The 25464-nt window shown below is 68.2% G+C and carries 29 protein-coding genes and 1 pseudogene; 19 read left to right on the plus strand and 11 right to left on the minus strand.

Features of this window, described 5'->3' with window-relative positions:
• The first annotated feature begins 9 nt into the window (after positions 1-9).
• The 4 genes from ALI144C_RS11425 (at position 10) to ALI144C_RS11440 (ending at position 4029) form a co-directional block, all read left to right on the plus strand.
• Positions 10-825 carry a hydroxypyruvate isomerase family protein gene (locus ALI144C_RS11425; RefSeq protein WP_076987013.1) on the plus strand — a complete coding sequence of 272 codons (816 nt, stop codon included), beginning with the start codon at positions 10-12 and terminating at the stop codon, positions 823-825.
• A gap of 13 nt (positions 826-838) precedes the next feature.
• Positions 839-1717, plus strand: a complete 879-nt coding sequence (locus ALI144C_RS11430) for a 2-hydroxy-3-oxopropionate reductase (RefSeq protein ID WP_076987014.1) — start codon at positions 839-841, stop codon at positions 1715-1717.
• A gap of 47 nt (positions 1718-1764) precedes the next feature.
• Positions 1765-3462: a glyoxylate carboligase gene (gene gcl, locus ALI144C_RS11435; protein ID WP_441297549.1), complete on the plus strand. Its 1698-nt coding sequence runs from the start codon at positions 1765-1767 to the stop codon at positions 3460-3462.
• 225 nt (positions 3463-3687) lie between these two features.
• Entirely contained in the window at positions 3688-4029 is a 342-nt protein-coding gene (locus ALI144C_RS11440; protein WP_076987016.1) for a hypothetical protein, read from the plus strand.
• Here ALI144C_RS11440 and ALI144C_RS11445 read toward each other — a convergent pair.
• A complete protein-coding gene (locus ALI144C_RS11445; RefSeq protein WP_143230577.1) occupies positions 4006-5466 on the minus strand; it encodes an amidohydrolase family protein in 1461 nt (486 codons plus the stop codon). The genes ALI144C_RS11440 and ALI144C_RS11445 overlap by 24 nt on opposite strands.
• 121 nt (positions 5467-5587) lie before the next feature.
• Positions 5588-6028 carry a MarR family winged helix-turn-helix transcriptional regulator gene (locus tag ALI144C_RS11450; RefSeq protein ID WP_076987017.1) on the minus strand — a complete coding sequence of 147 codons (441 nt, stop codon included), beginning with the start codon at positions 6026-6028 and terminating at the stop codon, positions 5588-5590.
• Positions 6029-6119: 91 nt separating this feature from the next.
• Here ALI144C_RS11450 and ALI144C_RS11455 point away from each other — a divergent pair, with 91 nt between their 5' ends.
• Positions 6120-6527, plus strand: a complete 408-nt coding sequence (locus ALI144C_RS11455; RefSeq protein ID WP_076987018.1) for a nuclear transport factor 2 family protein — start codon at positions 6120-6122, stop codon at positions 6525-6527.
• A 54-nt stretch (positions 6528-6581) separates the two neighbouring features.
• Here ALI144C_RS11455 and ALI144C_RS11460 read toward each other — a convergent pair whose 3' ends face one another.
• Positions 6582-6938: a YciI family protein gene (locus ALI144C_RS11460; protein WP_083752956.1), complete on the minus strand. Its 357-nt coding sequence runs from the start codon at positions 6936-6938 to the stop codon at positions 6582-6584.
• A gap of 77 nt (positions 6939-7015) precedes the next feature.
• Entirely contained in the window at positions 7016-7900 is an 885-nt protein-coding gene (locus ALI144C_RS11465) for a DMT family transporter (protein WP_076987020.1), read from the minus strand.
• A 217-nt stretch (positions 7901-8117) separates the two neighbouring features.
• On the opposite strand from ALI144C_RS11465, the gene ALI144C_RS11470 reads away from it, so the two are divergent.
• From ALI144C_RS11470 to ALI144C_RS11520, 11 genes are read left to right on the plus strand one after another with little or no spacing between them, the layout of a single operon-like run.
• Positions 8118-8534 (plus strand): NADH-quinone oxidoreductase subunit A, encoded by a 417-nt coding sequence (locus tag ALI144C_RS11470; RefSeq protein WP_237774097.1) that lies wholly within the window; start codon positions 8118-8120, stop codon positions 8532-8534.
• Positions 8531-9058 carry an NADH-quinone oxidoreductase subunit B gene (locus ALI144C_RS11475; protein ID WP_330359580.1) on the plus strand — a complete coding sequence of 176 codons (528 nt, stop codon included), beginning with the start codon at positions 8531-8533 and terminating at the stop codon, positions 9056-9058. Before ALI144C_RS11470 ends, ALI144C_RS11475 begins: the two co-directional genes overlap by 4 nt.
• Entirely contained in the window at positions 9055-9540 is a 486-nt protein-coding gene (locus tag ALI144C_RS11480; RefSeq protein ID WP_076987021.1) for an NADH-quinone oxidoreductase subunit C, read from the plus strand. Before ALI144C_RS11475 ends, ALI144C_RS11480 begins: the two co-directional genes overlap by 4 nt.
• A complete protein-coding gene (locus ALI144C_RS11485) occupies positions 9537-10496 on the plus strand; it encodes a complex I subunit 1/NuoH family protein (protein WP_076987022.1) in 960 nt (319 codons plus the stop codon). Before ALI144C_RS11480 ends, ALI144C_RS11485 begins: the two co-directional genes overlap by 4 nt.
• Positions 10493-10951, plus strand: a complete 459-nt coding sequence (locus tag ALI144C_RS11490) for a NuoI/complex I 23 kDa subunit family protein (protein ID WP_083752943.1) — start codon at positions 10493-10495, stop codon at positions 10949-10951. Before ALI144C_RS11485 ends, ALI144C_RS11490 begins: the two co-directional genes overlap by 4 nt.
• Positions 10948-11472 (plus strand): NADH-quinone oxidoreductase subunit J family protein, encoded by a 525-nt coding sequence (locus ALI144C_RS11495; RefSeq protein ID WP_076987023.1) that lies wholly within the window; start codon positions 10948-10950, stop codon positions 11470-11472. Before ALI144C_RS11490 ends, ALI144C_RS11495 begins: the two co-directional genes overlap by 4 nt.
• The gene (nuoK, locus tag ALI144C_RS11500; RefSeq protein ID WP_076987024.1) at positions 11472-11786 is read left to right on the plus strand and encodes an NADH-quinone oxidoreductase subunit NuoK; all 315 of its coding nucleotides are present in this window, start codon (positions 11472-11474) and stop codon (positions 11784-11786) included. Before ALI144C_RS11495 ends, nuoK begins: the two co-directional genes overlap by 1 nt.
• Positions 11783-13465: an NADH-quinone oxidoreductase subunit 5 family protein gene (locus ALI144C_RS11505; protein WP_076987025.1), complete on the plus strand. Its 1683-nt coding sequence runs from the start codon at positions 11783-11785 to the stop codon at positions 13463-13465. The genes nuoK and ALI144C_RS11505 overlap by 4 nt, the downstream gene beginning before the upstream one ends.
• Positions 13462-14949: a complex I subunit 4 family protein gene (locus ALI144C_RS11510; protein ID WP_076987026.1), complete on the plus strand. Its 1488-nt coding sequence runs from the start codon at positions 13462-13464 to the stop codon at positions 14947-14949. Before ALI144C_RS11505 ends, ALI144C_RS11510 begins: the two co-directional genes overlap by 4 nt.
• The gene (locus ALI144C_RS11515) at positions 14949-16394 is read left to right on the plus strand and encodes an NADH-quinone oxidoreductase subunit N (RefSeq protein WP_076987027.1); all 1446 of its coding nucleotides are present in this window, start codon (positions 14949-14951) and stop codon (positions 16392-16394) included. Before ALI144C_RS11510 ends, ALI144C_RS11515 begins: the two co-directional genes overlap by 1 nt.
• Positions 16395-16409: 15 nt before the next feature.
• A complete protein-coding gene (locus ALI144C_RS11520) occupies positions 16410-16598 on the plus strand; it encodes a hypothetical protein (protein ID WP_202818924.1) in 189 nt (62 codons plus the stop codon).
• A gap of 73 nt (positions 16599-16671) precedes the next feature.
• On the opposite strand, the gene ALI144C_RS11525 is transcribed toward ALI144C_RS11520, so the two are convergent.
• From ALI144C_RS11525 to ALI144C_RS11540, 4 genes are all read right to left on the minus strand, one after another.
• A complete protein-coding gene (locus ALI144C_RS11525; protein ID WP_076987029.1) occupies positions 16672-16899 on the minus strand; it encodes an AbrB/MazE/SpoVT family DNA-binding domain-containing protein in 228 nt (75 codons plus the stop codon).
• A 131-nt stretch (positions 16900-17030) separates the two neighbouring features.
• On the minus strand, positions 17031-18377 hold the full coding sequence (locus ALI144C_RS11530; protein ID WP_202818925.1) for a S8 family serine peptidase: 1347 nt from the start codon (positions 18375-18377) through the stop codon (positions 17031-17033).
• Positions 18378-18504: 127 nt separating this feature from the next.
• Positions 18505-19653 carry an NADH-quinone oxidoreductase subunit D gene (locus tag ALI144C_RS11535; protein ID WP_076987031.1) on the minus strand — a complete coding sequence of 383 codons (1149 nt, stop codon included), beginning with the start codon at positions 19651-19653 and terminating at the stop codon, positions 18505-18507.
• The gene (locus ALI144C_RS11540) at positions 19650-20588 is read right to left on the minus strand and encodes an SAM-dependent methyltransferase (protein WP_076987032.1); all 939 of its coding nucleotides are present in this window, start codon (positions 20586-20588) and stop codon (positions 19650-19652) included. Before ALI144C_RS11540 ends, ALI144C_RS11535 begins: the two co-directional genes overlap by 4 nt.
• Before the next feature lie 116 nt (positions 20589-20704).
• Here ALI144C_RS11540 and ALI144C_RS11545 point away from each other — a divergent pair, with 116 nt between their 5' ends.
• Complete coding sequence (locus tag ALI144C_RS11545) at positions 20705-20893, plus strand: hypothetical protein (RefSeq protein ID WP_143230578.1); 189 nt, start codon at positions 20705-20707, stop codon at positions 20891-20893.
• Between the two features lie 218 nt (positions 20894-21111).
• Here ALI144C_RS11545 and ALI144C_RS58655 read toward each other — a convergent pair.
• Both ALI144C_RS58655 and ALI144C_RS11555 read right to left on the minus strand, forming a co-directional pair.
• Positions 21112-21168 (minus strand): annotated as a pseudogene (locus ALI144C_RS58655) (hypothetical protein); the annotation flags it as partial.
• A 21-nt stretch (positions 21169-21189) separates the two neighbouring features.
• Entirely contained in the window at positions 21190-22269 is a 1080-nt protein-coding gene (locus ALI144C_RS11555) for a M20 family metallopeptidase (RefSeq protein ID WP_076987034.1), read from the minus strand.
• A 92-nt stretch (positions 22270-22361) separates the two neighbouring features.
• Here ALI144C_RS11555 and ALI144C_RS11560 point away from each other — a divergent pair, with 92 nt between their 5' ends.
• Together ALI144C_RS11560 and ALI144C_RS11565 are read left to right on the plus strand one after the other, a co-directional pair.
• The gene (locus ALI144C_RS11560; RefSeq protein WP_083752945.1) at positions 22362-22703 is read left to right on the plus strand and encodes a helix-turn-helix domain-containing protein; all 342 of its coding nucleotides are present in this window, start codon (positions 22362-22364) and stop codon (positions 22701-22703) included.
• 50 nt (positions 22704-22753) lie between these two features.
• Positions 22754-23215, plus strand: a complete 462-nt coding sequence (locus tag ALI144C_RS11565) for a VOC family protein (RefSeq protein ID WP_076987036.1) — start codon at positions 22754-22756, stop codon at positions 23213-23215.
• Between the two features lie 115 nt (positions 23216-23330).
• Here ALI144C_RS11565 and ALI144C_RS11570 read toward each other — a convergent pair whose 3' ends face one another.
• Positions 23331-25364 carry an NHL domain-containing protein gene (locus ALI144C_RS11570; RefSeq protein WP_168211229.1) on the minus strand — a complete coding sequence of 678 codons (2034 nt, stop codon included), beginning with the start codon at positions 25362-25364 and terminating at the stop codon, positions 23331-23333.
• Positions 25365-25464 lie beyond the last annotated feature (100 nt).

The raw sequence follows: 25464 nt of genomic DNA on the forward strand, positions 1-25464 counted from the left end.
GGAGCGACGGTGGACCATCGCTTCCGGTACGACGTGAACCTGTCGATCTTGTTCACCGAGCTGGATGTGCACAGCCGGGCGGCCGCGGCCAAGGCGGCCGGGTTCGACGCGGTCGAGTTCTGGTGGCCGTTCGACGTGGCGGTGCCGAAGGACTCCGCAGTGGACGCTTTCGTCCGCTCGGTCCGCGACGAGGGTGTCCGGTTGGTGGGCCTGAACTTCTTCGCGGGCGACATGCCCGGCGGCGAGCGGGGCGTGCTGTCCGCGCCCGCGCGCACCACGGAGTTCAGGGAGAACGTCGAAGTCGCCGTCGAGATCGCCGACCAGCTCGGCTGTCGCGCGTTCAACGCGTTGTACGGCAACAGGCTCGACGGCGTCGCGGCCGAGCGGCAGGACGAAGCGGCACGCGAGAACCTGGTGGCCGCGGCGAAGGCCGCGAGCCGCATCGGCGCGACGATCCTCGTCGAGCCGCTGAGCGGGGCTCCGGCGTACCCGCTCAAGACCGCCGCGGAGGCGCTCGCTGTGATCCAGCGCGTCCGGGCCGACGGCGGCGTCGACAACGTCAGCCTGCTCGCGGATCTCTACCACCTGGCCGTGAACGGCGACGACCCGGCGAAGGTCATCGACGAGCACACCGCCCGGTTCGGCCACGTCCAGATCGCGGACGCCCCCGGCCGCAACGAGCCCGGCACGGGCGGGCTGGACTTCCCCGACCTGTTCGACCGGTTGGCGGACAACGGATACGACGGCTACATCGGCTTGGAGTACAAGCCAAGCGGTGCCAGTGCCGACAGCTTCGATTGGGTGGTTCGCGATCCGCGGGCCTGACACCGGAGGAATCATGACGACGGTGGGATTCATCGGCCTGGGCATCATGGGCAGCCCGATGGCCGCGCATCTGGTCGACGCGGGACACGAGGTGATCGGCTACGACGTCGTGCCGGAATCGCTCGCCGCGCTCGCCGACGCGGGCGGGAAAGCGGCGGCGAACGTGGCGGAGGCGGTGGTGAACGCCGATGTCGTGATCACCATGCTGCCCAACCACCCGCATGTCGAGTCCGTCGTGCTGGGTGACGACGGCGTGTTGCGCAACGCCAAGGACGGCGTGTTGCTGATCGACATGAGCACGATCCGCCCGGAGAGCTCGCTGGCGATCGCGGAAGCCGCGAAGGCGAAGGGGATCCGCGTCCTGGACGCACCGGTCTCCGGCGGCGAAGCGGGAGCCAGGACCGCCGCGCTGTCCATCATGGTCGGTGGGTCGGCCGAGGACTTCGCGGCGGCGAAGCCGTTGTTCGACGTACTCGGCAGGACAGTCGTGCACGTCGGCCCGCACGGCGCCGGGCAGGTCGTCAAGGCGGCCAACCAGCTCGTCGTCGGTGGGACGTACGCGCTTGTGGCAGAAGCGATCGTGCTGCTGGAGGCGTCCGGCGTGAACGCGCGGACCGGTCTCGACGTGCTGGCCGGTGGCCTCGCCGCCAGCCGCGTCCTCGACCTGAAGCGGGAGGCGATGGTGGCGCGGCAGTTCCAGCCGGGCTTCCGGATCGACCTGCACCACAAGGACATGGGCATCGCGCTGGCCGCCGCACGGCAGGCGGACGTGTCGCTGCCGGTCACCGGTCTCGTCGCACAGCTGGTCGCCGCGGCAAGGGCGATGGGACACGGCTCACTCGACCATTCCGCTCTGCTCAAGGTCACCGAGCGGATCTCGGGCCGAGGCTGATCAACACTGGGGTCAGGAAAGGACGACCGATGCCCAAGGTTCCCGTCATGCAGGCGGTTGTCGAGGTCCTCAAGTCCGAGGGCGTCGACACCGCGTTCGGCTGCCCCGGCGCCGCGATTCTCCCGCTGTACAAGGCACTCGAGGTGGTCGGCGGGATCGAGCACCTGATCGTGCGGCACGAGGAGGGCGCGACCCACATGGCCGACGGCTGGGCGCGCACCAGCGGAAAGGTCGGGGTCGCGATCGGCACGTCCGGTCCGGCGGGCACCAACATGATCACCGGTCTGTACACCGCGCAGGCCGACTCGATCCCGATGCTGTGCATCACCGGTCAGGCCGTGTCGAGCAAACTCCACCAGGAAGCCTTCCAGGCGGTGGACATCGTCGAGATCGCCAAGCCGGTCACCAAATGGGCCGTGCAGGTCAAGGAAGCCGCGCAGGCGCCGTGGATCTTCCGCGAGGCGTTCCGGATCGCGCGGTCCGGCCGCCCCGGCCCCGTGCTCATCGACCTCCCGCTGGACGTGCAGAAGCAGGAGATCGAGTGGGACGGGACGATCGACGCGCCGCTGCCGGTCAACCCCGTCGAACCGCACCGGCCGAGGGTCGAGCGCGCGCTGGACATGCTGCTGGCGGCGGAGAAGCCGTTGCTGCTGGCCGGTGGTGGCGTGATTCTCGGTGAGGCGCACGAGCACCTGCGTGACCTCGCCGAATACCTGCAGATCCCCGTGCAGGCGACGCTGATGGGCAAGGGCGCGTTGGACGAGGATCACCCGCTGTACGCCGGGATGACCGGAATCCAGACGTCCCAGCGGTACGGCAACGCGTCGTTCCTCGAAGCCGACCTCGTGCTCGCGGTCGGCGCCCGCTTCGGCGACCGGCACACCGGCGACCTGGCCACCTACCGCGGCGAGCGCCAGTTCATCCACGTCGACATCGAACCGACCCAGCTCGGCAAGGTGTTCGCGCCGGACCTGGGCATCGTCGCGGACGCGAAACTGTTCCTGCGCGCCGTTCTCGACCTCGCTCGGCAGCGCGGGGCCCGGCGGGCGGCAGGGCAGTGGGTCACCCGGATCCAGGAGCTGAAGGCGACCATGACCCGCCGGGAGGACTTCGACGCGGTTCCGGTCAAGGCGCCGCGGGTGTTCAAGGAGATCAACGAGTTCTACGGCGCGGACACGTACTTCGTCACGGCGATCGGCCTGTACCAGATCTGGTCGGGACAGCACCAGGTGGCGCACAAGCCAAGGCACTACCAGGTCTGCGGTCAGGCAGGCCCGCTCGGCTGGGAGATCCCGGCGGCGATCGGCGTGAAGAAGGCGCTGAAGCACACCGAGCCGGACGCGGAAGTGGTCGGCGTGGTCGGTGACTACTCGTTCCAGTTCCTGGTGGAGGAGTTGGCGGTCGCGGCGCAGTACGACGTGCCCTTCGTGCTGATCATGCTCAACAACGAGTACCTCGGCCTGATCAGGATGGCCGAGGACCACGGTGGCTACGACATGAACTACGAGGTCGACATCCACTACGACACGGTCGGCACGGACAACGTCAAGATCATGGAGGCCTACGGCTGCTCCGGCCGCCGGGTGACCCAGCCGGGGGAGATCCAGGACGCGTTGGCGTGGGCCAGGAAGCAGGCCGAGGCCACCAGCAGGCCGGTGCTCGTCGAGATCATGATCGAACGGGAGGCCAACACGGCCAACGGTGTCTCGATCGCGGCGATGCGCGAGTACGAACCGCTGCCGTGAGCGGAACTTGGGTGGCTGCCTCGGTCGGATCCGCGGCAGCCACCCCGGGCACGGTAACCGGGCACCGGGTGCACCGGTTACCGGGGCTGACCACGATTCCGGCGCGAGACGCGGGAATTCACCGATCCCAGGCTGTCGCTGCGCACGCGATCATTGTGCGACCGGCAGGCGATTCCACGTCCGCGTAGCGCCAATGGTTCACCCGGATAGCCTACGATTTCCCCCATGAGCCTGATAGCCGACGCGACGAAGAAGTCCGGGCTGATCTGGATCACCCGTCCCGGCGCCGCCCGAGCCGTACCGACCTGGCACCACTGGCACGACGACGCCGCCTACGTCGTCACGGATCTGTCCGACGTGGACCGTGTTTCAGTCATCGTGCGCAGCAAGACAACGGGCGCACGCGCCGTCGAATGGACGGCGGTTGTCACCCGCGTGACAACCGGCAGCGCGGAGTGGGACAAGGTGGTCCCGGAAATCCACGCCGCCCGCCTGAACTCGGCACCACTGGACGAGACGAGCCCCTTGTTCCGTCTGAATCCATCAACCCGGGAGACCGAAGGCTGAGCTTGACTGTTCGACGTCGGCGAGCATCTTCGCGCGCTGCTCGGCGGAGATGAAGCGGCCGCGCGCGACGACGGCGTGGATCCGCCGGGTGTTGCCGATGTCGTCCAGCGGATTGGCGTCGAGCACGACGAGATCGGCGAGCTTTCCCCGGTGGACGGATCCGATCTCGTCGTGCAGCCCGAGGGACCTGGCCGGTTCGACGGTGGCGGACTGGATCGCCTGCATCGGGGTGAGCCCTGCCTGGACCAGCGCGGCCAGTTCGTCGTGCAGGCCGAAGCCGGGGAACAGGTAGGCGACGCCGGGCCCGTCGGTGCCTGCCAGGATCGGCACCCCGGCGTCGCGCATGGCGGCGACGAGCCGCAGCCGGTGGCCGAACAGGTCACGACGCCGGGCGACCTCCTCGGGTGTGCGCTGGCGGATGATCCCGTCCATGGTCGCGTTCCACATCCGCGTCAGCGAGGCGGGCAGGTACTTCAGGCGTTCGTCGTCGCGTACGACATCCTGGGGCATGTCCATTCGCTGGAACATTGCCATGGTCGGCACCTGGTGCGTTCTGTTCGCGGCCAGCCGCGCGAAGACGGAGGCCGCCTTGGCCGGGTGGTGGTCGGCCGCCGCCCGTAGTTCCAGCGCGCTCATCTGCCGGAGCGGGTCCACCGGATCGATCCTGGCGTCCCGCATCGCGACGAGGAACTCGGCCTCGTGGCCGGAAGTGGCGAACAGCATCCCGAGCAGGTGCTCGAACGTGCTCTGCCCGGCATCGCTGGCCTCGACGAGGGGCACGACGTTGGGACAGTGTCCCGCGAACGGGATCCGCCTGCGTCGTGCCTCGTCGGCCAGGGCCAGGTACTGCGGGCGGGTCAGCTGCGAGTACACCTTGACGAAGTCGGCGCCGTCCTGTTCGGACTGTCGCACCGCCGCCCGTGCCCCTGCCTCGTCCGCGACCTCGTGGAAGGGCAAACCCCGGCCGCGCCAGAAGGAAGGGGAACCGTCGACGACCATGCCGCCGATCACCCAGCGCGGGCCGATCAGACTGCCGTTCTCGACGCGGTCACGCCAGTGGTGGTGGATCGGCATGCCCCACATTTCCCTGACTGTGGTGACCCCGTTGGCGATGTAGAGCGGCGGGAAGATCTTGTCCGAGCCGAATGCTTCGAAGTTGTGCACGTGCATGTCGCACAGTCCGGGGATCAGGAACTTGCCTGTCAGGTCGACAACCGTGGCACCAGCAGGGATCGGTACATCGCGGTGCCCGCCGAGCTCGGTGATCCGTCCGCGACCGACGACCACGGTCTGGTCGGGCCGGGGTCGCGCTCCGGACGCGTCGATCACCGTGACATGGGTGAGCGCGATGTCCCCGCCGACGCTGTCCACGTCGACACTGTCCACGGTGGGCTCGGCGTCGGCGAGCGCGCTCCGGCGAGATCGTTGTCGGGACACGGGAAACCTCCTGGAGGAAGCGCTGATGTCCCATGACCCTTCCTCGCCGGCGGCCCGTAGTCAGTAAGCCTGGCTCCCCACGAGCGGGTGGCGCCATCCCCACCCGACGTCGTTGCCGCGGTCATTCCGGTTCGTGGTGAACCAGTGTCCGGCTGAGCAGGCGGGTCAGCGTCTGCCTCTCCTCGGCGGACAGCGGGCCGAGCAGATCGTCCTGCACCTGGTCGAGGACCTCGTCCAGGTGTCGCAGTCGCCGTGTGCCGTTCTTGGTGATGGTGACCTTGTTGCGGCGTCCGTGCTCCGGGTCCGGTGACCGGTCGACGAGGCCCGACTCGACCAGTTCGTTGACCGCCGCCACGACGTCGCTGCGGTCGACACGGCACCTGCGACCGAGTTGGGCCTGGCTGGCCGGGCCGAACTCCTCCAGCGCCGCCAGGATGCGGTAGTGGTACCCCCGTGCCCCGGCCGCCGCGAAACCGTCGGTCACCAGCCGGCGTACGTGCACGGCCAGTTGGGTGAGCAGCCAACTCGGCTTCGCCGCCAGGCGCTGAGGGGTCTCGTCCATGGGCGCCACCCTATCGATGTTGGCCGGACCAACACTCTGCGATAGTGTTGGTCTCACCAATGTTGGAGCGACCATCACCAGAGGGGGAGTCGTGTCCACGACCACCACCGCCGACCGCGTCGAGATCGCCGAACTGTTCGCCCGCCTGGCCGACCTGCTGGACGGCCACCACGACGACATCCGCAGCGTGTACGCCACCGACGTCGTGGTGCGCTCACCGCGTGCGGGCGAACTGCACGGCATCGACGAGGTGCACGCCTACATCAAGCGAAGTCAGGTTGAGGGAGAGCACACCCAGCACGTGCACGGCGATGTGCTGGTGGACGGCGACGGCGACCGGACGCAAGCCACCGCGAACCAGCTCGTGTACTTCTACCGGGACGGCGCGCCGCCGCACCGGACAAGCGGCCTGCGGTCGGCGTGCACGGCGGTGCGGACGGGGGAGGGCTGGCGGTTCAGCGAACTCCGGATCTCGCTTCTGTGGACGCGCGAGGCGTGACGCGGGCGGTGGCGCCGGGGGAGACCGGCGCCGCCGACGGCGTTCCGCGAGAATTCAGGCGCCGAAGTCCTCGGCTTCGAAGACCTGGCGGACCTCGACCTCACCCTCCTGGAACGGGATCCGGCGCGCCCACTCCAGCGCCTCCGCGCGGGACGAGACCTGGATGATCCAGAAGCCCGCGACGAGCTCCTTGGCCTCGGCGAACGGGCCGTCCGTGACCGTGGTCTTGCCGCCGGCCGCGTAGGTCACGCGGAAACCCTTGGAGCTGTCGTGCAGGCCGTCGGCGGCCAGCAGCACGCCCGCCTTGGTCAACTCGTCGTTGTACTTGCTCATCTCGTCGAGTTCGTGCTGCGACGGCATGGTGCCCGTCTCGGACTCGGGGCTGGCCTTCACGATCATCATGTACCGCATGTCGTCCTCCTGGTTCTCGGTCTGACACTGACGTCGAACGACCTCACCCCGGATCGACACTTCAGTTCCAGGATTTTTCAGACGGACACGAGTTCTCTGGTCGGAGGCGTCTGCGGGGCTGCGGGGGCGTGCTGGTGCGGGTGCAGGCGAGTCAGCACCACGACACCGGCGATGGTGATCGCGCACGCGGCGAGCACGCCTACGTTGGCGATGAACGAACTCGGCAGTTGCTCGTTCAGCACGATCACACCGATCAGTGATCCGGTGATGGGATCGGCGACGAGCAAGGTGGCGTAGCTCAGCGCGAACCGGCCGGTGCGGTACGCGTTCTGCTGGAACAGCAGGCCGAGCGCGCAGAACACCACGGCGAGGCCGATCACCCAGAACACCGACGCGGACATGTCGTTGACGACCGTGCTCCCGCTGACCCTGGTCAGCGCCGCGAACACGCCGTACGAGATGCCCGAGCCGATCGCCAGGAACAAGGCGTTCACAGCGCCGACGCTGCGGCGTGCCATCACGGCGGCGCCGAGGACGATGGCCAGCGTCGTGCCGCACAGGACGGCCGCCGAGCCGCCGTCGAGCGTGGGGCGGGACGATTCGTGCGGCAGCAGCAGGAGCAGGCTCACCAGGCCCAGGCTCACCGCGAACGTCCCGAACATCTCCGCCGCGCGCACGCGCCTGCGGTCGATCGCCGCCGCGATCAGCACGGCGATCGGCAGGCCGCTCATGCCGAGCGGCTGGACCACCGTCAGCGGGCCGTTGGACAGCGCGAGGATGTGCATCATCGCGCCGCACAGGGTCGTGGCCGAGCCGAGCAGCCATTTCGGCCTGCGGGCCAACTGACCCAGCAGGCGCAGGCACCCGAGGCTCTTGCAGTGCACCGCCGCGTTCTGCTGCAACGCAGCACCGAGTGCGACGAGCGGGGCTCCGGCTACGGCCGCCACGAGCCAGAACGTCACGCCGTTGCGTCCAGGGGCGTGACAGACCGTGAGGCCTTAAGTAGTGATCGGTTCGAGATCGAATCGAAATGCACGCCGAGACTCTAATGGGTGACCCCTACGGGCAATGTGAAGTGGGTCCCTTGACATCGCTGACCAGTAACAAGCGCTATGAGCATGTCGAATCGCTCCAGCTGGTGACTTCCGGTGGACGAAACGGTGCGAAACCCACCATGATGTGATCCAACACACAGTGGCGCAGGCCCTCGGCGGAGGTGACCCCGTGCACGGCTACTTCGGAGCATACGGACTCATCGCGTTGCTCCTGGTAGTCGGCGCTGTGTTCGTCACGGTGGCGTTGACGGCCAACCGGCTGCTGCGGCCCGCCCGGCCCACGCCGCAGAAACTGCTCACCTACGAGTGCGGCGTCGACCCGGTCGGCGGCGGCTGGGCGCAGTCGTACGTCCGGTATTACGTATTCACCTTCCTCTACGTGGTCTTCGCCGTGGACGCGGTGTTCCTGTTCCCGTGGGCCACGGTTTTCGCCGCTCCCGGTTTCGGCGCCGCCACCTTGATCGAAATGTTCGTCTTCCTGGGATTCCTCGCTGTCGGAATCCTCTATGCCTGGCGCAAGGGGGTCCTGTCGTGGGCGTGACCGATCTGGGAATGATCAACCAGGTTCCGAAGCCGATGCGGTTCCTGCTCAACTGGGGACGCCGGTACTCGCTCTGGGTGTTCAACTTCGGGCTGGCGTGCTGCGCGATCGAGTTCATCGCGACCTCGATGAGCAGGCACGACTTCATCCGGCTCGGCGTGATCCCGTTCGCGCCGAGCCCGCGGCAGGCCGATCTGATGGTCGTGTCGGGCACGGTCACCGACAAGATGGCGCCCGCGGTCCAGCGGCTCTACGAGCAGATGCCCGAGCCGAAGTACGTGATCTCCTTCGGCGCCTGCTCCAACTGCGGCGGCCCGTACTGGGACTCGTACTGCGTCACCAAGGGCGTCGACCAGTTGATCCCGGTGGACGTGTACGTACCCGGCTGCCCGCCCCGGCCGGAGGCGCTGCTGCACGGGATCATGAAGCTCCAGGCCAAGATCGGCGACGAGGAGTGGTCGGACAGGGGATCACCCCAGGAAGAGAAGGCGCAGTACCCGACGTTCGAGCGGCTCGACGGATGAACGAGACCCAGGACGTCGAGCCCGCCGAATGGATCGCCGCGCTCACCGCCGCGCGGGATGCCCGGCACTGCGACTTCTTCGACTTCCTCACGGCCGTCGACGAACTGGAAGACGGCATCCGGATCGTCGCCCACGTCTACTCCACGAGCACCCGACAGCACCTGTTGATCCGCACCCTGCTGCCGCCGGACGCGCTGGTGCTGCCGACGGCCACCACCGTCTACAAAGGTGCGAACTGGCACGAGCGGGAAACCTGCGAGATGTTCGGCGTGCAATTCGACGGGCACCCCAACCTGATCCCGCTGCTGCTGCCGGACGGCTTCGAGGGAACGCCGTTGCGCAAGGACTTCGTGCTGGCCAGCCGGGTGGCCAAGCAGTGGCCCGGTGAGGTCGACCCCGGCCAGTCGCTCACCGAGCTCAAGAAACCCAAGCGCCGCCGCAACCTGCCGCCGGGTGTGCCCGAGGACTGGACGCGGCCATGACCTTCCTGGAGATCCTGCTACGGCTGGCGCTCGTGGTCGCGGCCTTCCTGCTGCTGCCGTTGCTGGTCGGTCAGCTCGAACACAAGGCCATGGCCCACATGCAAGCCCGGCTCGGGCCGATGCACGCGGGCGGGTTCCACGGCTGGGCGCAGCTGATCGCGGACGGCGTGAAGTTCGTGCAGAAAGAGCATGTCGTGCCCGCACAGGCCGACCGCACGGTGTTCTCACTCGCGCCCGCCATCGCCTTGTTGCCGTACCTCGTGATCCTGGTCGTCATCCCGGTCGGTCCCGGCTTGGTGGCGCTCGACCTGGACATCGGGTTGTTCTTCGTGCTCGCCGTGATGAGCGTGAGTGTGCTGGGCTCGGTGATGGCGGGGTGGTCCAGCGGCAACAAGTACGCACTGCTCGGCGGGCTGCGCAGTGCGGCCCAGCTGATGGCGTACGAACTGCCGTTGGTGCTGGCGGCGTCGTCGGTCGCGATGGCGGCGGGCACGTTGTCGTTGTCCGGCATCGTCGAGGCCTGGTCGCCGTGGTGGCTGGCCTGGCAGGCGCCGGCGCTGCTGATCTTCTTCGTCGCCGGGCTGGCTGAACTGCACCGGCCGCCGTTCGACATGCCGGTGGCCGACTCGGAGATCGTGCTCGGCCCGTACACCGAGTACACCGGGCTGCGGTTCGCGCTGTTCCTGCTGGCCGAGTACGCCGGGATCGTGGTGCTCTGCGCGTTGACCACGGTGTTGTTCCTCGGCGGCTGGCGCGGCCCGTTCGGCGACGAGGCACTGGGCCCGATCTGGTTTCTGATCAAGCTTTTCGTCCTGGCTTTCGTGGTGATCTGGCTGCGTGTCAGCAACCCCCGCCTGCGTGCCGACCAGCTGCAGAAGCTGGCGTGGCAGGTGCTCGTGCCGCTGAGCCTCGGCCAGCTCGCCCTGACCGGTGTGGTGAAGGTGGCGATGGTATGAAAGGGCTGCTCAAGGGCCTCGTGGTCACGTTGCGGACGATGACCCGCCGGTCGGTCACCCGGCAGTATCCCGAGACCAGACCGGACCTGCCGCCGCGCAGCCGTGGCGTGATCGGGCTGCTGGCCGAGAACTGCACGTCCTGCATGCTGTGCGCGCGGGAGTGCCCGGACTGGTGCATCTACATCGAGTCGCACAAGGAGACGTTGCCCGCGGTGGTCGAAGGCGGCAGGGAACGCAGCCGCAACGTGCTCGACCGGTTCGCCATCGACTTCTCGCTGTGCATGTACTGCGGGATCTGCATCGAGGCGTGCCCGTTCGACGCGCTGTTCTGGTCGCCGGAGTTCGAGTACGCCGAGCACAGCATCGGGGCGCTGACCCACGAGATGGACCTGCTCGGCGAGTGGATGAAGACAGTGCCACCGCCACCAGCCATCGAGCCGGGTGAGCCCACGTGACCGCGGCGGAGATCGTGTTCGTCCTGCTCGGCGTGGTCGCGCTGGCCTCGGGAGTCCTCGTGGTGACCACGCGCCAGATCGTGCGGGCCGCGTTGTACCTCGTGGTGAGTTTCGGCGCGATCGCCGCGTGTTTCCTCGTGCTCACGGCCGAGTTGGTCGCGTGGGTGCAGGTACTGATCTACGTCGGCGCGGTCGTGGTGCTGCTGTTGTTCGGGATCATGCTGACCCGTGCGCCGATCGGTCCGTCGTCCGATCTGGACAGCCGCAACAAGCCCGCCGCTGTCACGGTCGCCGTGGCCGCGGCCGGTGTCCTGGTGACGGTGGTGGTCAGCGGGTTCGGTGACGCCTACTTCGAGGTGGGCGAGTCGCGTGCCGGCTCGGCGAGCGTGATCGGCTCGGGCATCTTCCGGTACTGGGTGCTGCCGTTCGAAGTGCTGTCCGTGCTGCTGCTGGCCGCCTTGGTCGGTGCGATCGTGTTGTCCCGCACGGACATCGGGCCGCCGAAGGACGGTGACGGCTGATGCACGTCGTCTACCCGGCCGTTCTGGCGGCGCTGTTGTTCGCCATCGGCGTCTACGGCGTGCTGGCGCGGCGCAACGCGATCCTGGTGCTGATGTCGGTCGAGTTGATGCTCAACGCGGTCAACCTGAACCTGGTCGCCTTCGACGTGTGGCTGGCCGACAGGCTCGGCTCCGGGCAGATCCTCGGGCTGTTCGTGATCGTCATCGCCGCCGCGGAGGTCGGCCTCGGCCTGGCCATCGTGCTGCAGGTGTTCCGCAACCGGGCCACGATCGCGGTCGACTCGCTCGACGAACTGGCCGAGGACAAGCAATGACGGCGCCACTGGCGATCCTCGGGACCGCGATCAGCGCCGCCGGTGCCGTCGTCCTCGCGTTGCTCGAGTCGTTCGAGACGCGCGCGACCCTCACCCCGACCGGGACGATCCCGATCACCATCGGCCTGCGCGTGGACGACCTGTCGTCGACGGTCGCCGTCATGGTCACCCTGATCGCGCTCGCCATCCAGGTCTACTCGGTCGGTTACATGAAGCACGACGTGCGATATCCGACCTTCGCGACCCTGGTCGGGCTGTTCACCCTGGCGATGCTGACCGTCGTGCTCGCCGCCGACCTGCTGATGTTGTACGTCGGCTGGGAGATCATGGGCGTGTGCTCGTACTTCCTGATCGGGCACCACTGGGAGAAACCGTCGGCGACCGCCGCCGCGATCAAGTCGTTCCTGATGACGCGGTTCGGCGACGTGGGGTTCCTGTTCGGGATCTTCGTGCTGGGCGTCGGGGCCGGGTCGTTCCGGATCACGGACGTCATCGCGGCCGTGCCGACCATGTCCTCGGGCACGGTGCTGACCGGTGCGTTGCTGTTGCTGGTCGGGGTTGTCGGCAAGGCAGCCCAGTTCCCGCTGCACAGTTGGCTGCCGGACGCGATGGCCGGTCCCGCGCCCGTCAGCGCGCTGATCCACGCCGCCACGATGGTCGCGGCGGGGGCGTACGTCGTCGCCCTGCTGTACCCGGTGTTCCTGGCGGCTCCGCTGGCGTTGGACGTCCTCGCGGTGATCGCGGTGGTGTCCATGATCGGCTCGGCCCTCGCCGCACTGGTCACCGACGACCTGAAACGAGTGCTCGCGTACTCCACGATCAGTCAGCTCAGCGTGATGTTCGCGGCGCTGGCGGTCGGCGGCCGGACACAGGCGATCTCGCACCTGTTGTCCCACGCGGTGTTCAAGGCCTTGCTGTTCCTGTGCGCGGGCGCGGTGATCATCGCGGTGGGCAGCAACCTGATGTCGGAGATGGGCGGGCTGAGACGGCGCATGTCGTTGTCGTTCCTGACCATGACCGTCGGGTTCGCCGCACTGGCCGGGATCCCGCCGACCGCGGGGTTCTTCAGCAAGGACGCCGTTGTGGCGTCAGCCGAACACGCGCACAACTGGTTCGTGTTCGCCGGGCTGCTGCTGACCGCCGGGCTGACGGCCGCGTACACGACTCGGGCGTGGCTGCGGACGTTCTTCGGCCCCGGGCCGGATGTCCGTGAAGTGTCGAAGCTGATGACGGTCCCGTTGGCGTCGCTGGCTGTGGTGGCGTTGGGGCTCGGGTTCGTCGGGTTGTGGTTCGACGAGCTCAGACCCGAGTTGATCAGCACTGTGCTGTCGCTCGCCATAGCCGGGATCGGTGTGGTGGCGGTGTTCCTGATCTGGCGCCGGGACCCGGCCAAAGATCCAGCGGACTCGATCGGCAGACTGCGCGGTGTGTTCGGCTCCGCGTTCGGCACGGACACGCTGTACGAGCGAACGGTTGCTCGCGGCGTCATGCGACTCGCTGACGAGGTGGCGCGTGTCGACGATTCCGTTGTCGGGCGGTCGGTTCGTGGCACCGGAAGCGGAGCGCGTGCTCTTGGCGGACTGCTCCGGTTGACGCAGAACGGGAATCCGCAGTACTACGTCACGGCCGTGCTGGCCAGTGTCGTGCTGATCGCGGTGGGGGTGGTGGTCATGCGATGAGCGTCCTGCCCATCCTGCTGCTCGCGGTTCCGTTGGCCGGATGCCTTGCCGCGCTGGCAACACACCGCACGGCGACAGCAGTCGGACTGGTGACCACGGGGATCACGTTCGTGCTCGCGGTGGTGACCGCGTTCTCGGTCGACTACGTCCGGCCGGGGACACACCTGATCACGGACGTGCCGTGGATCCCGCCACTGGGCATCCGGTTCCACCTCGGCGTGGACGGTGTTTCGGTTCCGCTGGTCGTGCTCACCGCGTTGCTGTGCTTCCTCAGCATGATCTACGGGGCGCGCCGGGGAGGAACACCGGATCGGCCGCATGCGTTCGTGTCACTGTTGCTGCTGACCGAAGTCGGTATGCTCGGTACCTTCGTCGCGTTGGACCTGTTGCTGTTCTTCGTGTTCTTCGAAGTCGTGCTGATTCCGATGTACGCGCTGATCGCGGGCTGGGGCGGTGCCCAGCGCGGGCCCGCGGCCAGGCAGTTCATCCTGTACACGCTGCTCGGCTCCGGTGTGCTGCTTGTCGGGCTGCTCGTCGTCTACCTCCACACGTCCACTCTGGACATTGTCGCGCTGGCGGAGCTTGGTGGCACCGGGATGAGCCACACGGTTCAGGTGGCCGCGTTCGTCCTGGTCGCGGGCGGCCTGGCGGTGAAGGTGCCGATGTGGCCGCTGCACACCTGGCTGCCGGACGCCCACAGCGAGGCACCGACGGTCGGGTCCGTGCTGCTGGCCGGGGTTCTGCTCAAGATGGGGACGTACGGCCTGATCCGGATCGCTCTGCCGATCCTGCCGGACGGCGCACGGGCGGTGGCGCCGTTCCTCGGCGCGCTCGGCGTCATCGGGATCGTGTACGCGGCGCTGGCGTGCCTCGCGCAGCGCAACCTCAAGCGGCTGATCGCGTTCTCCAGCGTCGGGCACATGGGGTTCGTGCTGCTCGGGATCTCCACGCTGACCGCGGCGGGGATTAACGCCGCGCTGTTCGCCAACATCGCGCACGGGCTGATCACCGGACTGCTGTTCTTCCTGGTCGGCGGGATGGCGGAGCGGTTCGGCAGCACCGACATGGACAAGATCGGCGGTGGCACGCTCACCCTGGCGCCCCGGTTGAGCGTCCTGCTGGTCATCGCGGCGGTGGCCAGTTTCGGACTGCCAGGCCTGGCCGGGTTCTGGGGCGAGATGCTCGCCATGTTGGCCGCGTTCGACCCGGCGCCGGGCCTGAACCGACCACTATATCTGGTCTTCATGGTCGTCGCCGGGATCGGCGCCGTGCTGACGGCGGCCTACTTCCTTGTCATGCTGCGCCGCGTCGCACAGGGGACGTTCGCCGCGTGGCGCAAGGACCAGGGTGTCCTCGACGTCACCCGAGCCGAGTCCTTGGCGTGGTCGCCGTTGGTGGTGCTGGTGTTCGTGGTCGGGATCTGGCCGGGCCTCGTGCTCGCCCCGACCGCCGAGGCCGTCGGCTTCTACCTGGGAGGCCGGTGATGGTCCAGTCGGTCGACTACCTGGCCATCGCGCCGCCGTTGACCCTCGCCCTGACCGGGCTCGTCTCGCTTTTCGTGCCGCGCGTCGTGCCCTTGTCGGGGATCGTGGCCGCGAGCGCCTTCGAAGTGGTGCTGCTGGCCGGAAGCCCACGCCGGACGTTCTGTGTGGACAGTTCGTGCTCGTTCGTCGTCGACGACTTCACGGTGCTGGTGCAGACGGTGATGCTGGTCGCCGGTGCCGTGGTGCTCCTGATGGCGCAGACGGAGATCCGGGACACCCGGCTGCCCGCCGGTGAGTTCCACTTCCTGGTGTTCGCGGCGTTGTCCGGCGCGTTGACGCTCGCGGCCGGGCGTGACCTGGTGACGTTGCTGGTGTCACTGGAGGTCGTGTCGCTGCCGTTGTTCGCGTTGGTGGCGTTGCGCCGGTACGATGGCAGGTCGTCCGAGGCCGGGGTGAAGATGTTCCTGGTGTCGGTGGTGTCGACGGCGGTGATGTTGTTCGGCATCAGCCTGGTCTACGGCGCGACGGGATCGTTGTTCCTCGACCGGATCGGCGCGGCGCTGGCCACACCGTCGCCATTGGCGTCGGTGGCCGCTGTCGGAGTGGTGCTCGTCCTGGTGGGCTTCGGGTTCAAGGTGTCCGCGGTGCCGTTCCACTTCTGGGCGCCGGACACGTATCAGGGAGCGCCCGTGGCGGTGGCGGCATTTCTGTCGGTCGTGTCCAAAGCGGCGGGATTCGCCGGTCTGGTCCTCGTGCTGAGCATCGGCTTCGCGCCGTACGCCACCGTTTGGGGTCCGCTGATCGCGGTGCTCGCCGCGGTGTCCATGACCGTCGGCAACCTCGTCGCGCTGCGCCAACGAACCGCCATGCGGCTGCTGGCGTGGTCGTCGATCGCGCAGGCCGGGTACATGCTCGCGCCGCTGGGCGCGGCGGGCGGAGATGCCCCGCTCGACTCCCTGGTCGCGGCCACGATCGGCTATGTCGCGATCTACTCGGTGATGAACATCGGTGTGTTCGCCGTGGTCGCAGTCGTCGGCTGGGTCGACGGGCACGGCGGGGGAGAGCTGGACGACTACCGCGGCCTGGCGCGGCGGCATCCACTGGTTGCCGTGGCCCTGGCGTTCTTCCTCGCGTGCCTCGCGGGGCTGCCACCGGGACTCGCCGGTCTGTTCGCCAAGATCGTGGTCTTCCAAGGCACGATCGTCGGCGGCTTGGGCTGGCTGGCCGTGGTGATGGCGGTGAACACGGTGATCGGCCTGTTCTACTACCTGTCATGGGCGACCCGGTTGTTCGCCCCGCTGCCGGACCGCGCCCACTTCGGCGGGATCGGTGGGATCGGTGGGGTCGCTCGCCCGGTCGCGGTGGCGATCGCAATCGCGGCAGTGGGCACCATCCTGATGTCGATCCTGCCGCAGTTCGTCCTCGGCATCACCATCGGAGGCTGACCGATGCAGGCGACAGTGGCAACCTTCTCCCCGTCAACCCGCAGCGGCACGGTGTTGCTCGACGACGGCACCCGGATGACGTTCGACGCGGACGCGTTCGACCACAGCGGACTGCGCATGCTCCGCCTCGGCCAACGCGTGGTCATGCGAGTGGTTGATGGCCGCGTGACAGCCATCAACCACATCGCACTACCGCTGAACTAGGAGTCCGGCGTGATCAGGTTCAGTCGGGGGAAGTACGGAATTGCCGACATCGGTGCGGACTGGGCGTGAGTCGTCAATCAGCTCGCAGGAGGCCCATCAGTTCGTCGGTCGTGAGCGTGGTTGTGGCTTTCCCACGAATTCGCCGTGCCAGCAGGCGACCACGGGTTGGGTTCCCTTCGCGCCGGACGATTCGAAGGTCGGCGCCGTCGTCAACGACGTCGACCTCGTCGCCTGCACGGAGGTCGTACTTCCTGCGGAGCTCGATGGGGATCGTGACCTGCCCATTGCTGTTCAACCGCACACCGACCTCCTTCCTCCATAGCTTACCGTGGGCACGTCGCGACGCTTCCAATGAGACTCATGCGAGTGGTTGATGGCCGTGTGGCAGCCATCAACCACATCGCACTACCGCTGAACTAGCCGAACCAATCGCTAAGCGGCGGCTACGCTCGCGCGAGCGTCAAGGAGGCCGATGCCGCATCCGCCGACGCAGCTGCCGGGCATGGCCCGTGCCCGCAGACGCGCCGTCACCTGGGCGGGGGTCAGCAGGGCGACGCCTGCTGCCAGTTTCTTGTGCTGCATCAACGCGACGACACCGGCGACGTGCGGTGCGGCCATGCTGGTGCCCTGGTAGAAGGCGTAGGACTGGGCGGCGGGCACGGTTGTGCCTGCGTTCAGTGTGGACAGCACGCCGCCGGACGCCGCCGGGGAGGTTTCGCCGCCGGGTGCGGTGATCTCCACGGTCGCGCCGAAGTTCGAGTACACCGCGCGGTTGCCCTGGCGGTCGCTCGCTGCCACCGTGATCACACCGTTGCAGTTGGCCGGCGTGGCGTTGGAGGCGTTGACGTTGCTGTTGCCCGCTGAGACCACCACTGCCGAGCCGCGGTTGTTGGCGGCGGTGATGGCGGCCTGGAGGCTGGCCGGGCACGCACCGCTGCCACCGAGGCTCATGTTCAGCACACGGGCAGGGTTCGGGTTGTTCGGCACGCCCGCGACCGCGCCGCCGGATGCCCAGGTGATGCCGTCGATGATGTCGGCGAACGAACCGCCGCAACGGCCGAGCACCCGCACAGGAACGACCTTCGCGGCCGGGGCGACACCCGCGACACCCGCCGCGTTGCCGCGCAGTGCGGCGACGGTGCCGGACACGTGGGTGCCGTGCCAGCTGCTGTTGCGTGCCGGGGTTCCGGCGCCGCACTCGCCCGCGGCCTGCCAGTCGCCCTGGTCCTGCGGGTTGTTGTCACGGGCGTTGCCGTCACGGGCGGCGGCGGCGTTGCTGATCATGTCGTAGCCGCCGAGGTAGTTCGCGTTCAGTTCGGTGTGCGCGGTACGGCCCGTGTCGATCACCGCCACACGCACACCCGCGCCCGTGAGACCGGAGTCCCACGCCGTGTCGACGCGTGCGCCCGCGGCGGCTTCGTAGTAGTGCCACTGCTGCGGGTACATCGGGTCGTTCGGGGTGAGGTCCGCGTACATCTTCCCGTTGACCTCGGCGTACTCGACGTCACCGCGTGCCCGCAGAGCTGCGAGCGCCGTGTTGGTGTCGAGTGCCTTGTCCGGCGAAACCAGAACAGCGCCAACGGAAACCTCGCCGACGACACGCAGTCCGTTCGACGCTAACGCGTCCGATCTCGCCGCGACACCGTCGCGGAACTTCACGATGAACTCGGTTCCCGTCGACGAAGCCGGGCCCGCGTTCGCCACCACAGGGCTTACGACAAGCAGGGTCAGCGCCGCACCGAGGCCGGTCACAGCCAGGCGGCGGGCCATTCCACTCATAGACAGTCCCATCCGTTGCCAGTGGAGACGCTCGTGTCGTCTCCCGGCATTCAGGACGGCCTTGGCAGAGCCCAGATACACAACTGGCAAACGTAAATGTGGACTTGTCCCGGATGGAGCAATCCGGCTACTTGTCTATGTCACCGACGACGAAGAACATCGAGCCGAGGATGGCGATCATGTCGGCGAGCAACGAACCTCGCATCAGTTCGGGGATCGCCTGCACGTTGTTGAACGACGCCGAGCGGAGTTTCATCCGCCACGGTGTTTTCTCGCCACGGGACACCAGGTAGTACCCGTTGATCCCGAGTGGATTCTCCGTCCACGCGTACGTGTGTCCGGCAGGGGCCTTGAGGATCTTGGGTGTGCGTACGTTGATCGGTCCGGCGGGCAGTGTGGACAGCCGGTCGGCGCACGCGGTCGCCAGGTCGAGCGAGACGTGGACCTGGTCGGCCAGGCACTCGAACCGGGCGAGGCAGTCGCCTTCGGTCCGGGTCACCACCGGGACGTCCAGTTCGCCGTACGCCAAATAGGGTTCGTCGCGGCGCAGGTCGAAGTCCAGTCCGCTGGCGCGGGCGATCGGACCGGAAACACCGTACTCGGCGGCTTGGTCCCGGGTCAGGACACCGATTCCGCGCGTGCGGGCGTGGAAGATCTCGTTGCCGCGGATGAGGTTTTCGATGTCACGCATGCCACGCCGCACGTCTTCCACGGCGACGCGCACGCGGTCGAGCCAGCCGAGCGGAAGGTCCTCCTTCAACCCGCCGACGCGGTTGAACATGTAGTGCATCCGGCCGCCGGAGACCTCCTCCATCACCGCCTGGAGGGTCTCGCGCTCCCGGAACGCGTAGAAGATGGGCGTGATGGCGCCGAGTTCGATCGGGTACGAACCGAGGAACATCAAGTGGTTGAGCACCCGGTTGAGCTCGGCCAGCAGCATCCGCGCCCACACCGCGCGCACCGGCGGTTCGATGCCGGTCATCCGCTCGACGGCCAGCACGACGCCGAGTTCGTTGGCGAACGCCGACAGCCAGTCGTGCCGGTTGGCCAATACGATGATCTGCCGGTAGTCGCGCACCTCGAACAGCTTCTCGGCACCGCGGTGCATGTATCCGATGATCGGTTCGACGTCGGTGATCCGCTCGCCGTCCAGGACGATCCGCAGCCGCAGGACGCCGTGCGTGGCCGGGTGCTGCGGCCCGATGTTCAGCACCATGTCCTCGCTGCCGAGGTGCGTGGCGCCCGAGCCGATCGCGACAGTGCGTTCCGTGCTCATACCGCGATCCTTGCACTGAACGCCCCGGGGAGACAGGTGTCGATCGAGTACACCAGCCAGCCGAACGAGCCGAGCCCGTCCCGGCTGATCAACTCGCCTTCCTCACCGGCCTGCCGCAGCTCGCGCAGGTACCTCGGCGGGTCGGTCCTGGCGACCTCCACGGACGGTCGCGCGCCCAGAATTCCCAATGCCCGCAACGCATCCCGCTGCGTGGTCAACGCGGTCCCCGGTGTGCTCGCGGCACACGAGTCGAGGGCGACGTGCGCGGTGATGTCACACGAGCCGTCCGGCACCGGCGACACCTGACAACCGTTCTGGTAACCGGTAAGGGAACCGTGGAACGGCCGGGCCTCGATCGTGTGCCCGTAGTCGGCGGCGACCACGACACCGCGGCGCACCCGGCCGGTCAGGTCGGCCCACGCGTCGTCTCGCGGGCGTCCGATCTCGGCGCGTTGGCCGACATCGGTGAGCGGCCACCAGCGCTCCAGCCAGGCCAGGTCGTCGGGTCCGGGCGCGTCACCGAGCCGTTCGGTGCCGTCGGCGGACACCAGGACGAGCCGGGGTCCGCCGGCGGTCAGCTCGACCACGTCCACCGGGATGTTGTCGAGCCATTCGTTGGCGACGACCAGGCCGTCGACGCTCTCGGGAAGCTCGGTGGCCCAGCTGATCCGGCCGGGCAGGCCCGCCGGGCGCGGTGCCTTCTCCACCGCGAGCAGCCGGGCGTCGGTGTCGAGCGCGGCCAGCAGTTCGCCGTTGCCCGCGCCGACGTCCACGATCTGCGGTGCGTCCGGCATCAGCCGGAGTATCGCCGCGCCGAACAGAGGTGAGGCGTGCACCGACGTACGAAAGTGCCGTGCTGGTTGCCCGGCGTGCCGGTAGAAGCCGTCGTCGGCGTACAGCGCCCTCTCGGCCGCCGCACGCCACGACACCCACATGCCTGGAGCGTAGCCGGTCGTCCTCCTCGGCCGTGGTCATCAACACCAGCGACACCCGGCCGGGATTCGGCGTCACGAACGCGGGCGCCGGGACGACACGGTCACCCGGTTCACCGGTGACCAGAGTGACTCGGCCGCCGCTCACCAGGCCGGGATCATCGACGACCACCCGACCGGCCCGCAACGCGGCACTGGCGTTCGGCACGTCGGCAGCCGGGATGCCGGTGACCGCCTCGACAGCCTCCGGTGCGATGACCACAACCAACGACACTCCGTTGCCGCGACCGGAGCGGACACCGAAGTAGTCCGCCTCGCCTCGTGCGCGTGCACAACGCGGATCGGACAGCGCCGCCCGCTGCTCCTCGCCGGACACGTCCCGCAGGAACACCACGCGGTCGGCCCACGCCGCGTGCCGCGGGTCGTGCGTCACCACGATCCCGGCCGTCCCGGCATCCACCTTGGACCTGAGCAGCCGCAGTACGGCCTCGCCCGTGTGCGAGTCCGGCGCGCCGGTCGGTTCGTCGGCCAGCGCCAGCCGCCGGTCGCCGATCAACGCGCGGGCGATCGCGACGCGCTGTTGCTGACCGCCGGAGGCCCAAACTCAGTATGTATGGGACAAGAGGAAGTCGGTCAAGGCCCGGTGGAAGGGCTCGATGGTGGTGATGTCGGCGTACTCCTGCGGGCCGTGCAGCCCGTCGCCGCCGATCCCGAAGATCACCGCGTCGATCCCGCGCTGGTAGTAGAACCGGCCGTCCGCGGCGCCGTGTTTGATCAGGAAGTCACCGTCGTAGCCCTGGTCGCGCGCTGCCTGCTGCAACGCCACGACCTCCGGGCGGGCGCGGTCGGCCTTGTGCGGCGGGTCCGCGTAGATCACCTGCGGGGTGACTCCCGGCTCGCAGAAGCCCCGCAGGTACTCGGTGATCTCCGCCTCGGTGCGGCCGTCCAGGTCGGTGTCCTGTGCCGGGAACCGGATGTCCAGCCACGCCTCGGCCTGCGCCGGGACCTGGTTGCGCGCGGTGTTCGGGGTCTCGATCCGTGCCACGTTCACGGTCGTGCGCCACGCTTCCTCGTCCGGCACCGGGTACCGGTCGAGGAGGTTCTCGATGCTGCGCATCAGCTTGAGCACCGCGTTGTCCCCGATCCACGGGTACGCGCTGTGCCCGGTCCGCCCGGACGCCCGCAGGTTGGCGCCGAGGATGCCCTTCGACTCGGTCACCAACCGCAGCCCGCTCTGCTCGCCGATGATCACGAAATCACCGGTGACACCCTGGTCGAGCTGGAACTTGGTGCCGTCCCTGCCGCCCACCTCCTCGTCGGTGACCAGTTGCAGCGCGATCGGCACCCGGTGGCCGAGCTCGCGGAACACCAACGCCTCCACCAGCGCCGAGATCTTCATGTCCTGCGCGCCCCGCGCGTACAGCCGGTCGCCGTCCACCCTCGGCACGAACTGGTCCGCCCGGCCCGGCACCACGTCGAGGTGGCCGTTGAGGATCACCGGGAACCGCCGCCGCCGCCCGGAGTAGAGCAGGGCACTGGGTTTGCCGTTCGACTCGAACCGTTCCACCGTGAAGCCCGGCCCGACGAAATCGAGCACGAAGTCCAGTGCGCGGCGCAGTTCGTCCGGCCGGTCCGCCGTCGACGGGATGGCGAGCAGGTCGGTCGCGGGCGTCAACAGGTCCATCGCGCCAGGTTAACTACGATGAGCGCGTGGCACCTGGTTATCTCAGCCCGGGGGAGGAGCAGAACCGGCGGCTGCTGCGGGCCAGGGACGCGATGGACCGGGACTTCGCGTCTCCGCTGGACGTGCCCGCGCTCGCCCGGATCGCGCTGATGTCCCCGACGCACTTCACCCGCTCCTTCCGGGCGGCCTTCGGCGAAACGCCACACCGCTACCTGCAACGCCGCCGGATCGAACGCGCGATGGCGCTGCTGCGCTCCCCGGCGGTGACCGTCACCGAGGTGGCCGACCGAGTCGGCTTCGAAAGCCTCGGCACGTTCAGCCGGACGTTCCGGACGATCGTCGGGCTCTCGCCGACCGAGTACCGGACCAAGCACCCGCCGCTGGACGTCCCCGTGTGCTTCGTGAAGGCGTGGACCAGGCCGAGCCGTTCGTAAGGTTGTTTCGGATAAGCCGTCCCGGCCGGGCCGGTCGTAGTGTTCCCGGCATGTTCAACAGCATCCGCATTCACTCCGTGATGGTCCTCGACCAGGACGAAGCCCTCGACTTCTACGTGGGCAAACTGGGCTTCCAGGTCGAGGCCGACGTCGACCTCGGCTTCATGCGCTGGCTGACGATCGTACTGCCGTCGGATCCGGGACGGGAGATCCTGCTCGAGGTGCCGGGGCCGCCGTCGCAGAGCGACGAGATCGCCGCGCAGCTGCGTGACCTGGTGACCAAGGGTGCGATGGGGGTGGCCGCGATCCTCACCACCGACGACTGCCAGAAGACCTACGACGAGCTCACCGCCAAGGGCGTCGAGTTCACCGAGAAGCCGACGCAGCAGCCGTACGGCATCGACTGCGCGCTGCGCGACCCGTTCGGCAACCACATCCGGATCACCCAGCCCGTGACAGGCCCGGTGGAGGTCACCGAGGAGGACAAGGCCCGCTGGTGCGGCAACGCATAGGTAGCCTGGGCGCGTGTCGCCCGCCAGTGCCGTGATCGCCGAGGCCAAGGCACAGGACGAGGAAGAAGCGAAGTGGGTGTGGGGTGCTCCACACGGGAGCACCCCACACCGGCGCTCAGGACACGCCAACCTTGCGGATCCGGTTCGGTTCGCCGTTGGAGAAGTGCAGATACCCCGCCTGGTCGAAGGCCATCGTCGTCGCCATCGCGCTGGCCAGCAGCGCCGGGCCGCCGTCACCCTTGTGATCGGTCTTGCCGTTGCCCGCAAGCGTGACCACGACTCCCGCCGCGTCGATCTTCCGGATGTAGGCGACCCCGTCACTGAAGTACAGCGTGTCGTCGGGCCCGACCACGATCGCGGACGGGTACATACCGGTCTGCGTGGCCTTCTTGCCCTCACCGGCCAGCGTCCGCTCGCCGTTGCCCCCGATCGTGGTGATCACGCCTGCTGGGGTGACCTTGCGGATGCGGTTGTTCTGCTCGTCGCTGATGTACAGGTTGCCCGCCTTGTCCAGCGCGACCTCGCGGGGAGCACTCAGTTTGGCGGCCGTCGCGGGGCCGCCGTCCCCGCCGAATCCCTTCTCACCGGTACCGGCGACCGTGGTGATGATCCCCGCTGTGTCGATCTTGCGGACACGGTTGTGGTTGATGCTCGTGAGGTAGATGTTCCCGGCCGGATCGACGACCAGGTCCGTCGACGCGACCATCGCACTGGTGGCCGGGCCGCCGTCGCCCGAAAAGCCGTACGTTCCGGTTCCCGCGACGGTCGTGATGATCCCGGTGGTGCTGATCTTGCGGATCCTGGAGCCGCGCCATTCCGCGACGTAGATGTTGCCCTGCCGGTCGACCGCGACACCGTCCGGTGCCACCTTCGCCTGGGTGGCGGGCTTGTTGTCGCCGTCGTAGCCCTCTTCGCCGGTGCCGCCGATCGTCGTGATGACGCCGTTCGTGCCGATCCGGCGGACCCGGTTGTTCACCATGTCGGCGACGATCAGGTTGCCGTGCGGGTCGAAGGCGATGCTGTTGGGACCGGCGAACTTCGCGGTCATGGCCGGGCCGCCGTCGCCGCCGAAGCCCCATTCGCCGGTGCCAGCCACCGGGTAGACGATCGAGTCGATCTGCTTGCCGGTGATCCGGCGGACCTTGCTGTTGTCGTGGTCACCGATGAGGATGTCGCCGGAGCGGGTCACCGCCAGCCCGCGAGGGGAGTTCAACTGCGCGGCGCTCGCCTGACCGCCGTCGCCCGCGGCACCGGAGGTCCCGGTTCCGGCGAACGAGGTGGCCGTTCCGTTCTGGGCGAGGCGTTGGACGCGGTTGTGACCTGAGTCCGCGACGTACAGGTTGCCCGCGGTGTCGAGAGCCAGCCCGGTCGGGTGGTCCAGGTTCGGCAGAACCGTGGTGAACGCGCCGTTGACGAGCTTCTGCACCTTGTTGTCGTCGGTGTCCGCGATGTACACCGCGCCGTCAAGCGCGTTCACGGCGACGTCCGTCGGGTAGTTCACCTTGTCCGGCGCGGCGATCGTCTCGAGCTTGTTCGCGGCGAGGTCGACCAGCCGGATCCGGTCGTTGTCCTTGTCAGCGAAGTACAACCGGCCCGACGAGTCGAAGGCGAGACCCATCGGGCCGCTCAGGTTCGTCGCCCTGGGCGCGAGGTCGCCGTTGAAGCCCTCGGTACCCGTGCCGACCACCGTCGTGATGAGACCGTCCGTGCCGACCTTGCGGATCCGGGCGTCGTAGGCGTCCGCGACGTAGACGTTCCCGGCCCTGTCGACGGCCACACTGGCCGGGGTCTTCATCGTCGCGGACGTCGCCGGGACGTTCTCCTTGTCCCCGGTGGCGTAGTCACCTGTGCCCGCGAAGGTCGTGATGACGCCCTGCGGACTGACCTTTCGGACCTTGGAACCCCACCAGTCGGCGATGTACGTGTTGCCCGCGGCGTCCGTGGCCACGTCGGCGGGTGATCTCAGCTTGGCGGCGGTGGCCTGGCCACCGTCGCCCGCCGAGTCGTAGTCGCCGGTGCCCGCGAAGGTGCTGATCACTCCCAGGTCGGCGGCGAGGGCAGGCGCGGCGGGCACGACCAACGCCAGCACCGTGCTCAACGCGGCCACGGCACAGACGTGGACGGGGCCGCGTGCGGAGACTCTTCCCATGTGGATATTCCTCATTCGGCTGACAGCGGTGACGAACCACGATCACGGCGCCGTCGGCCGAACCGGAACCCCCCAAGATTGAGGGGTTGCGCGCTTCGGC

This window comes from Actinosynnema sp. ALI-1.44 (assembly GCF_001984155.1).
Lineage (GTDB): Bacteria > Actinomycetota > Actinomycetes > Mycobacteriales > Pseudonocardiaceae > Kibdelosporangium.